This is a genomic window from Burkholderia sp. LMG 13014, assembly GCF_905232215.1.
GTDB lineage: Bacteria > Pseudomonadota > Gammaproteobacteria > Burkholderiales > Burkholderiaceae > Burkholderia.
In genome coordinates this window covers 1-8430 of the sequence record NZ_CAJNKE010000251.1, presented here as the reverse complement: position 1 = coordinate 8430, position 8430 = coordinate 1, and the positions used below count along the sequence as shown (strand labels likewise).

7 protein-coding genes and 1 pseudogene are annotated in these 8430 nt (G+C 64.0%); 3 read left to right on the top strand and 5 right to left on the bottom strand.

Going from position 1 to position 8430, the window contains the following annotated elements; all coding sequences use genetic code 11:
• The 5 genes and pseudogenes from JYJ84_RS21880 to gyrA form a co-directional block, all read right to left on the bottom strand.
• Positions 1 to 138: pseudogene (locus JYJ84_RS21880) on the bottom strand (prephenate dehydrogenase/arogenate dehydrogenase family protein); the annotation flags it as partial.
• 153 nt (positions 139 to 291) lie between these two features.
• Entirely contained in the window at positions 292 to 1374 is a 1083-nt protein-coding gene (pheA, locus tag JYJ84_RS21875; RefSeq protein WP_069247429.1) for a prephenate dehydratase, read from the bottom strand.
• A 33-nt stretch (positions 1375 to 1407) separates the two neighbouring features.
• Positions 1408 to 2490: a 3-phosphoserine/phosphohydroxythreonine transaminase gene (gene serC, locus JYJ84_RS21870; protein WP_175223442.1), complete on the bottom strand. Its 1083-nt coding sequence runs from the start codon at positions 2488 to 2490 to the stop codon at positions 1408 to 1410.
• A gap of 155 nt (positions 2491 to 2645) precedes the next feature.
• A complete protein-coding gene (locus JYJ84_RS21865) occupies positions 2646 to 3245 on the bottom strand; it encodes a DUF2059 domain-containing protein (protein ID WP_011351329.1) in 600 nt (199 codons plus the stop codon).
• A gap of 83 nt (positions 3246 to 3328) precedes the next feature.
• Complete coding sequence (gene gyrA, locus JYJ84_RS21860) at positions 3329 to 5932, bottom strand: DNA gyrase subunit A (protein ID WP_122944783.1); 2604 nt, start codon at positions 5930 to 5932, stop codon at positions 3329 to 3331.
• A gap of 542 nt (positions 5933 to 6474) precedes the next feature.
• Here gyrA and ompA point away from each other — a divergent pair.
• From ompA to JYJ84_RS21845, 3 genes are all read left to right on the top strand, one after another.
• Positions 6475 to 7146 (top strand): outer membrane protein OmpA, encoded by a 672-nt coding sequence (gene ompA, locus JYJ84_RS21855; protein WP_122944782.1) that lies wholly within the window; start codon positions 6475 to 6477, stop codon positions 7144 to 7146.
• Positions 7147 to 7300: 154 nt separating this feature from the next.
• The gene (gene ubiG / locus JYJ84_RS21850) at positions 7301 to 7999 is read left to right on the top strand and encodes a bifunctional 2-polyprenyl-6-hydroxyphenol methylase/3-demethylubiquinol 3-O-methyltransferase UbiG (RefSeq protein ID WP_122944781.1); all 699 of its coding nucleotides are present in this window, start codon (positions 7301 to 7303) and stop codon (positions 7997 to 7999) included.
• Positions 8000 to 8012: 13 nt separating this feature from the next.
• A partial coding sequence (locus JYJ84_RS21845; protein ID WP_205189454.1) for an HAD hydrolase-like protein occupies positions 8013 to 8430 on the top strand: 418 nt, incomplete at its 3' end.

The following is an 8430-nucleotide window of genomic DNA, read 5'->3' as shown; positions in this document are numbered from 1 at the left end:
CTCGCCCGCGCCGCCTGGCGCGCGCTCGCGCAGTGCGCGGGCCAGCGATCCGCCGATCAGGCCGACGCCGAAAATGACCAGTTTGTTGAATGCAAAGCCTGACACGACAAGAGCCAAGTTACGCGTGCGGGGCGACACCCCGCGCGCGGAATTCCAGATTCCGGGCAACGGGCCCGTATCCGGCACAACCTGCGCCGGATACCGCCCGAACCCGCCTTCGGCAGTGCCGACCGGCCTGCCCTGCCCGCCTGGCCGCCACGCCTGCTTGAACAGGCGACGGGCCGCCGCGCATCAGCGTGCGCGCGGATACGATCCGAGTATCTTCAGGAACGCGGCCTTCTGGCCGAGTTCCGCGAGAGCGGCTGCCACCGACGCGTCGTCGCGGTGCCCTTCGATGTCGATGTAGAAGTAGTACTCCCACGTGCCGACGCGCGCCGGACGCGACTCGAAGCGCGTCATCGACACGCCGTGCCGAGCAAGCGGCTCGAGCAGCTTGAACACGGCGCCCGGTTCGTTCTTCACCGACACGATCAGCGACGTCTGGTCATGACCGCTTTGTCCGGCCGGCTGCTTGCCGATGATCACGAAGCGCGTGCGGTTGTGCGGATCGTCCTGGATCAGCGAGAACGCGATCTGCAGACCGTAGTGCGCGGCTGCACGGTCGCCCGCGATCGCCGCGACGGTCGGATCGGCCGCCGCAAGACGCGCGGCCTCCGCGTTGCTCGCCACCGCCTGCCGCTCGAGCTGCGGCGCATTCGCCGCGAGCCACTGCTGGCATTGCGCAAGCGCCTGCGCATGCGCGCAGACACGTTTCACGCCGTCGAGCGTGCCGCTCTGCGTCAACAGGTTGTGGTGGATCGGCAGCGCGAGCTCGCCGCTGATCAGCAGTTGCGTCTGCAGCAGCAGGTCGAGCGTGCGCGACACGGCGCCTTCGGTCGAATTCTCGACCGGCGCGATGCCGAACGCGGACGCGCCGGCCTCGACCGAGCGGAACACCTCGTCGATCGACGGGCACGGCAGCCCCTCGATCGACTGGCCGAAATACTCGAGCATCGCCTGCTCGCTGTACGTGCCGACCGGCCCGAGGAACGCGACGTGGATCGTCTGCTCGAGCGCGCGGCTCGCAGCCATGATCTCGCGCCAGATGGCGCTGATGTGCTCGCTCGCGAGCGGCCCCGCGCTCATGTCCTGCAGCCGTGCGATCACCTGCAGCTCGCGCTCCGGCCGGAACACCGGTGCATTGAAATGCTTCTTGACCTCGCCCACCTCCAGCGCCACCGCGGCGCGCTGGTTCAGGAGCGCGATCAGCTGCGCATCGATCGCGTCGATGCGATCGCGCAGCGGTTTCAGGCGGGAATTCAGTTCGTCGTCCATGCGTTTTGCCGTGCTGTTTGAACAGCGCCGCCGTCAGGCGCCGCGCTGCTCGAAGTCCTTCATGTACTCGACGAGCGCTTTCACACCCTCGAGCGGCACCGCGTTGTAGATCGACGCCCGCATGCCGCCGACGGACTTGTGGCCCTTCAGCTGCAGCAGCCCGCGCGCCTTTGCGCCGGCAAGGAAGTCTTCGTTGCGCGTTTCGTCGGCCAGGAAAAACGGCACGTTCATCCGCGAACGTGCTGCCAGCTCGACCTTGTTCAAATAGAAACTGCTCGCATCGATCGTGTCGTAGAGCAGCTTCGCCTTTTCGATATTGCGGGCCTCGATCGCTTCGAGACCGCCCTGCCGCTTCAGCCACTGGAATACCAGACCCGCGATGTAGATCGCGTAGGTAGGCGGCGTGTTGTACAGCGAGTTGTTCGCGGCGATGGTCTTCCATTCGAACGCGGACGGGCAGATCGACAGTGCGCGGTCGAGCAGATCCTCGCGCACGATCACGAGCGTCACGCCGGCCATCCCGATGTTCTTCTGCGCGCCGCCGAACAGCACGCCGTACTTCGCGACGTCCATCGGACGCGACAGGATGTGCGACGAGACGTCCGCGACCAGCGGTACGTCGCCGAGATCGGGAATCTCGAACGTCTCGACGCCGTCGATCGTCTCGTTGGTGCACAGATGCACGTAGGCCGGATCGTCCGACAGTTGCCATTCGGCGCGCGTGGGCGCACGCGTGAAGCCGTCTTCCGTCTTGCCGGTCGCGGCGAGGTGCGGCGTGCCGTATTTCTTCGCTTCGCTGAACGACTTCTGCGACCACGAGCCCGTCACGACGAAGTCGGCCGTCTTGCGCGACCCGAGCAGGTTCATCGGCACGATCGCGTTTTCCGCGATACCGCCGCCCTGCAGGAACAGGATCCGGTGGCTGGCCGGCACACCGAGCAGGTCGCGCAGGTCGGTCAGCGCGGCCTCGTGGATCGACATGAATTCCTTGCCGCGGTGGCTCATCTCCATCACGCTCATGCCGCTGCCGTGCCAGTCGAGCATTTCGTCGGCAGCTTGCCGCAGCACTTCCTCGGGCATCGCCGCAGGGCCGGCGGAGAAATTAAAGACGCGCATCGTGAAAACCTCGGAGGGACGCGACCGGCTCGCTGCCGGCAGAACGCGCCAGAAAAGAAATGGCCGCTTGCGCTCGCGCGCAAACGGCCATTATCGCACTGTCGTCAGGCTCCCGCCAAACCCGGCCGAACGGCCGGGGGCGTGCCCGGACGGCTTTACTTGCCCGGCTTGACTGCTGCGACTTCCTTGTCAGCCTGCGTGCGCGTTGCCTGGATAGCTTGCGGCATGTACTTCTGCATCAGGCCGTTGACCACGTCACGACCGACTTGATCCTGAACCTGGATGAACTTGCGGCCCGTCGGGCTCTTGTAGAACGTCGTCAGATCCTTGATTTCCGACGTGCTGTAGTACTTCGCGTAGGCGTCGTACTGAGCCGACATCGCGTCGTTCTGGAACTGTTGCGTGCCGAACACCTTGCCTGCGCCGTCAACCAGCTTCGGCACCGCGTTCTTCTGCAGCGTCGGAACGGCAGCCTGCTTCTGCTTGTCGTTCAGCGTCTTGTTTTCCGACAGCGCGTCCGACAGGATTGCCGGGACGAGTTGCTTGGCCTGCATTTCGGCGCTGTTGCCGATTGCCGACACGAGCTTCGGCGCGTCGATCGCGTCGAGCAGATCCTTGATCGCTGCCTTCTTGTCGGCGTCGATCGGCGCAGCTGCCGCCGGAGCTGCCGGTGCGGAATTCGACAGCGCTTGCGCCATCGCGAACGTCGGCACCAGTGCAGCCAGCAGAACCAGTTGCTTGAATTGCTTTTGCATCATCACTCCCTTTTGGAAATATGAATGGTTGCTCGCCGGCCGCGGCGCTTCGCGCCTGCGGCGGCTAGAGTCTCATCCGTTCTTCAGGCTTCGCCGTCCGACGCCTCGTCGGCCTCGCCGTCGCCCTCATCGGCCTCCGCGATCTGCTGCAGGCCAGAGAGCTTGGTACCCTCATCGAGACTGATGAGTGTAACACCTTGCGTCGCACGCCCCATCTCGCGAATCTCCGACACACGGGTGCGAATCAACACGCCGGCCGTCGTGATCAGCATGATCTGATCTTCCGCATCGACGAGCGTTGCAGCCACGACCTTGCCGTTGCGCTCGGACGTCTGGATCGCGATCATACCCTTCGTGCCGCGGCCGTGACGCGTGTACTCGGTGATCGGCGTGCGCTTGCCGTAACCGTTCTCGGTCGCGGTGAGCACCGTCTGCTCTTCGCTGCCGGCAACCAGCAGCGCGATGACCTGCTGCCCGTCCTCGAGTTGCATGCCGCGCACACCGCGCGCCTCGCGCCCCATCGGACGCACGTCGTTCTCGTCGAAGCGCACGGCCTTGCCGGCGTCGGAGAACAGCATCACGTCGTGCGCGCCGTCGGTGATCGACGCACCGATCAGGTAGTCGCCCTCGTCGAGGCCGACCGCGATGATGCCCTTCTTCATCGGACGGCTGAATGCCTCGAGCGGCGTCTTCTTCACGGTGCCGAGCGACGTTGCCATGAAGATGAACTTGTCGGCCGAGAATTCCTTGACCGGCAGCACGACGTTGATCTTCTCGCCATCCTGCAGCGGGAACATGTTGACGATCGGGCGGCCGCGCGAGTTGCGCGAGCCCTGCGGCACTTCATAAACCTTGACCCAGTACACGCGGCCGCGGTTCGAGAAGCACAGGATGTAGTCGTGCGTGTTCGCGATGAACAGCGTCTCGATCCAGTCGTCTTCCTTCATCTGCGTCGCCTGCTTGCCACGACCGCCGCGCTTCTGCGCACGGTACTCGGACAGCGGCTGCGACTTCACGTAGCCCGCATGCGACATCGTGACGACCATGTCCTGCGGCGTGATCAGATCTTCGGTGTTCAGCTCGGTCGCGTTCAGCTCGATCTTCGAGCGGCGCGCGTCGCCGAACTCGGCCTTCACCGAGGTCAGTTCCTCGCCGATCATCGTCGTGATCCGCTCGGGGCGTGCGAGGATGTCCAGCAGGTCGGCGATCTGCGCCATCACTTCGCGGTACTCGCCGATGATCTTGTCCTGCTCGAGGCCGGTCAGGCGCTGCAGACGCATCTGCAGGATTTCCTGGGCCTGCGTGTCGGACAGGCGGTACAGTCCGTCGACCTGCATGCCGAACGCCGGGTTCAGGCCTTCCGGGCGGTACGCGGAACGGCCGCCGGCCGCTGCGTTCTCGCTCTCGGCGCGCGTGAGCATCTCGCGCACGAGCGACGAATCCCACGGCTTCGCCATCAACTCCGCCTTCGCGATCGGCGGCGTCGGCGCGGCCTTGATGATCGCGATGAACTCGTCGATGTTCGCGAGCGCGACCGCGAGACCTTCGAGCACGTGGCCGCGTTCGCGGGCCTTGCGCAGTTCGTAGATCGTGCGGCGCGTCAGCACTTCGCGTCGGTGCGACAGGAAGCACTGCAGGATTTCCTTCAGGTTCAGCAGCTTCGGCTGGCCGTCGACGAGCGCGACCATGTTCATGCCGAACGTGTCCTGGAGCTGCGTCGCCTTGTACAGGTTGTTCAGTACCACTTCCGGCACTTCACCGCGCTTGAGTTCGATCACGACACGCATGCCGCTCTTGTCGGACTCGTCGCGGATGTCGGAGATGCCTTCGAGCTTCTTCTCGTTGACGAGCTCGGCGATCCGTTCGAGCAGCGAACGCTTGTTCACCTGGTACGGCAGCTCGTCGACGATGATCGCCATCCGCTGGCCGCGGTCGATCTCCTCGAAGTGCGTGGCCGCGCGCATCACGACGCGCCCGCGCCCGGTGCGGTAGCCGTCGCGCACGCCGGCGACGCCGTAGATGATGCCGGCCGTCGGGAAATCCGGCGCCGGGATGATCTCGATCAGCTCGTCGATCGTCGCTTCCGGGTTGCCCAGCAGGTGCTGGCACGCGTCGACGACTTCGTTCAGGTTGTGCGGCGGGATGTTGGTCGCCATGCCGACCGCAATACCCGACGAGCCGTTGATCAGCAGGTTCGGGATGCGCGACGGCAGGACCGACGGCTGCATTTCGTTGCCGTCGTAGTTCGGCTCGAAATCGACCGTTTCCTTGTCGATGTCGGCGAGCAGCTCGTGACCGATCTTCGCCATGCGAATTTCGGTGTAACGCATCGCCGCGGCGTTGTCGCCGTCGATCGAGCCGAAGTTGCCCTGCCCGTCGATCAGCATGTAGCGCAGCGAGAAGTCCTGCGCCATCCGCACGATCGTGTCGTAGACCGCGGTGTCACCGTGAGGGTGGTACTTACCGATCACGTCACCGACGATACGCGCCGACTTCTTGTACGCGCGGTTCCAGTCGTTGTTCAGTTCGTGCATCGCGAACAACACGCGCCGGTGCACGGGCTTCAGGCCATCGCGGACATCCGGGAGGGCACGTCCGACGATCACGCTCATCGCGTAATCGAGATACGAACGGCGCATTTCCTCCTCTAGGGAGGTGGGCAGGGTCTCTTTGGCGAATTGATCCATGTATCCGTATCGTTTCGGAGCGAAGACGGCGAACGCCTTTCGCGTGGGCGCTGCATGCGCAACGCAACGCGAGATTCTAACATGCGCCCATCAGCCGCCAATTCGCCTCCCCCTCTATATATAAATAGCGAAAATCGCGGCGGCAGCGAATTGGCCGGAATTGCACACCGCAATCGCACCCGACTCGGCATCACAGTCGATTGCAACGTCGCCTGTTTCTCGCGCACGAGTAAACAACTGCATTCATCGGCGCAATTTCGTCGCCACACTCTTGACAATCTCTAAAAGTTACGGCAGGTCAGTGTTGCGCATGCACCACAAAGTTGAAGCGATCTTGGGGTGGGGAGGATTTTTTTTCGTAGGAAGGGAACGATATGGCAAAATGCCAACGCACTGAAAGTTAGACGCTGCTCGAAGTCTACACAGAGGCGGCGCCGCGTTTTTTGTGCCGCACCAATGTTATACTTCGAGCAATGTATGACTTGTCACCGTCAACAGGCTCGCAGTAAACCTGCGGTAATCTCAATTTCGAGAGGAGAAATATGAATAAACTTTCAAAGCTCGCGTTCATTGCAGCTACCGCAGTTATGGCTGCATCCGCTTCGGCACAGTCGGTGCCGGCGTCGCGCCAAGCCGTCAATGACAACTGGGTCAACGGCACGGGCGAATGGGTGTGGATGAACGGCACGAACGAGCTCTGCTGGCGCGATGCGTTCTGGACGCCGGCCACCGCCAACGCGAAGTGCGATGGCGCACTGGTCGCCCAGGCACCGCAGCCGCCGGTCGCTCCGGTCGCCGCTCCGGCCATCACGAGCCAGAAGATCACGTATCAAGCTGACGCACTGTTCGACTTCGACAAGGCAACGCTCAAGCCGCTGGGCAAGCAAAAGCTGGACGAACTGGCTTCGAAGATCGAAGGCATGAACACGGAAGTGGTCGTCGCAACGGGCTACACGGACCGCATCGGTTCGGACAAGTACAACGACCGTCTGTCGCTGCGCCGTGCGCAAGCCGTGAAGTCGTACCTGGTCAGCAAGGGTGTGCCGGCCAACAAGATCTACACGGAAGGCAAGGGCAAGCGCAACCCGGTTACGACTGGCTGCAACCAGAAGAACCGCAAGCAACTCATCGCCTGCCTCGCACCGGACCGCCGCGTGGAAGTCGAAGTGGTTGGTACGCAAGAAGTCCAGAAGACGACCGTTCCGGCAAACTAAGCCGCGGTTTTCGACTGCTTCAAAGCCCCGCCCCGGCGGGGCTTTTTCTTTGACACCTACCCAGGCGCTCGCCGATTCGCCGCTCGTCCGCTTCTTATATACTCGGGGCTGACGAACCGCAGCACCGCCCTCCTCCCGTAGCCCGTTTGCCGACATGACCAACGCCGATCCGCACGAACTCCAGAAATTCAGCGACCTCGCCCATCGGTGGTGGGATCCGAACGCCGAATTCAAGCCGCTGCACGACCTGAACCCGGTCCGGCTCGGCTGGATCGATGCGCATGCGCACCTCGCCGGCAAGCGCGCACTCGACATCGGTTGTGGTGGCGGCATCCTGTCCGAATCGATGGCCGGACTCGGTGCACAGGTGAAAGGCATCGACCTGTCGACCGAAGCGCTTGGCGTCGCCGACCTGCACAGCCTCGAAAGCGGCATCTCGGTCGACTACGAGGCCATCGCCGCCGAGGCGATCGCCGCACGCGAACCGGGCTCATACGATGTCGTCACGTGCATGGAGATGCTCGAGCACGTGCCGTCGCCCGGCGATATCGTCGCCGCGTGCGCGACGCTCGTGAAACCGGGTGGCTGGGTGTTCTTCTCGACGCTGAACCGCAACCTGAAGGCCTACCTGTTCGCCGTGATCGGCGCGGAGTACATCGCGCAAATGCTGCCGAAGGGCACGCACGATTACGCGCGCTTCATCCGCCCGTCGGAACTGGCCGGCTTCATACGCGCGACGGATCTGCACATCGTGGAGATCAAGGGCATCACGTATCACCCGATCGGCAAGCGCTTCGCGCTGTCGAACGACGCCGACATCAACTACCTCGTCGCGTGCCGCCGCGGCGCGTGACCTTCCAACCGGCATGACGACTCCTCTCTCGACCGCGCGGGCCGCACTCGACGAACCGCGCCTGCTGCACTGCGATGCCGTGCTGTTCGACCTGGACGGCACGCTCGCCGACACGGCGCCCGATCTCGCGGCTGCCGTCAACAAGATGCAACGCGTGCGCGACCTGCCCGAAACACCGCTCGACGTGCTGCGGCCGCTGGCCTCGGCCGGCGCACGCGGCCTGCTCGGCGGCGCGTTCGGCATCGATCCGCACACGCCCGGCTACGAAACGATGCGCGACGAGTTCCTGGCCAACTACGCGACGGATCTGTGCGTGCATACGACGCTGTTCCCGGGCATCGGCGACGTGCTCGACGAGCTCGACGCGCGCGGCGTGCGCTGGGGCATCGTCACGAACAAGGCGATGCGGCTCACGGCGCCGCTCGTCGACC

Excerpts from the sequence above, each read along its gene's own strand:
- pheA (WP_069247429.1), bottom strand. The coding sequence starts at position 1,374 with ATGGACGACGAACTGAATTCCCGCCTGAAACCGCTGCGCGATCGCATC.
- serC (WP_175223442.1), bottom strand. The coding sequence starts at position 2,490 with ATGCGCGTCTTTAATTTCTCCGCCGGCCCTGCGGCGATGCCCGAGGAA.
- JYJ84_RS21865 (WP_011351329.1), bottom strand. The coding sequence starts at position 3,245 with ATGCAAAAGCAATTCAAGCAACTGGTTCTGCTGGCTGCACTGGTGCCG.
- gyrA (WP_122944783.1), bottom strand. The coding sequence starts at position 5,932 with ATGGATCAATTCGCCAAAGAGACCCTGCCCACCTCCCTAGAGGAGGAA.
- ompA (WP_122944782.1), top strand. The coding sequence starts at position 6,475 with ATGAATAAACTTTCAAAGCTCGCGTTCATTGCAGCTACCGCAGTTATG.
- ubiG (WP_122944781.1), top strand. The coding sequence starts at position 7,301 with ATGACCAACGCCGATCCGCACGAACTCCAGAAATTCAGCGACCTCGCC.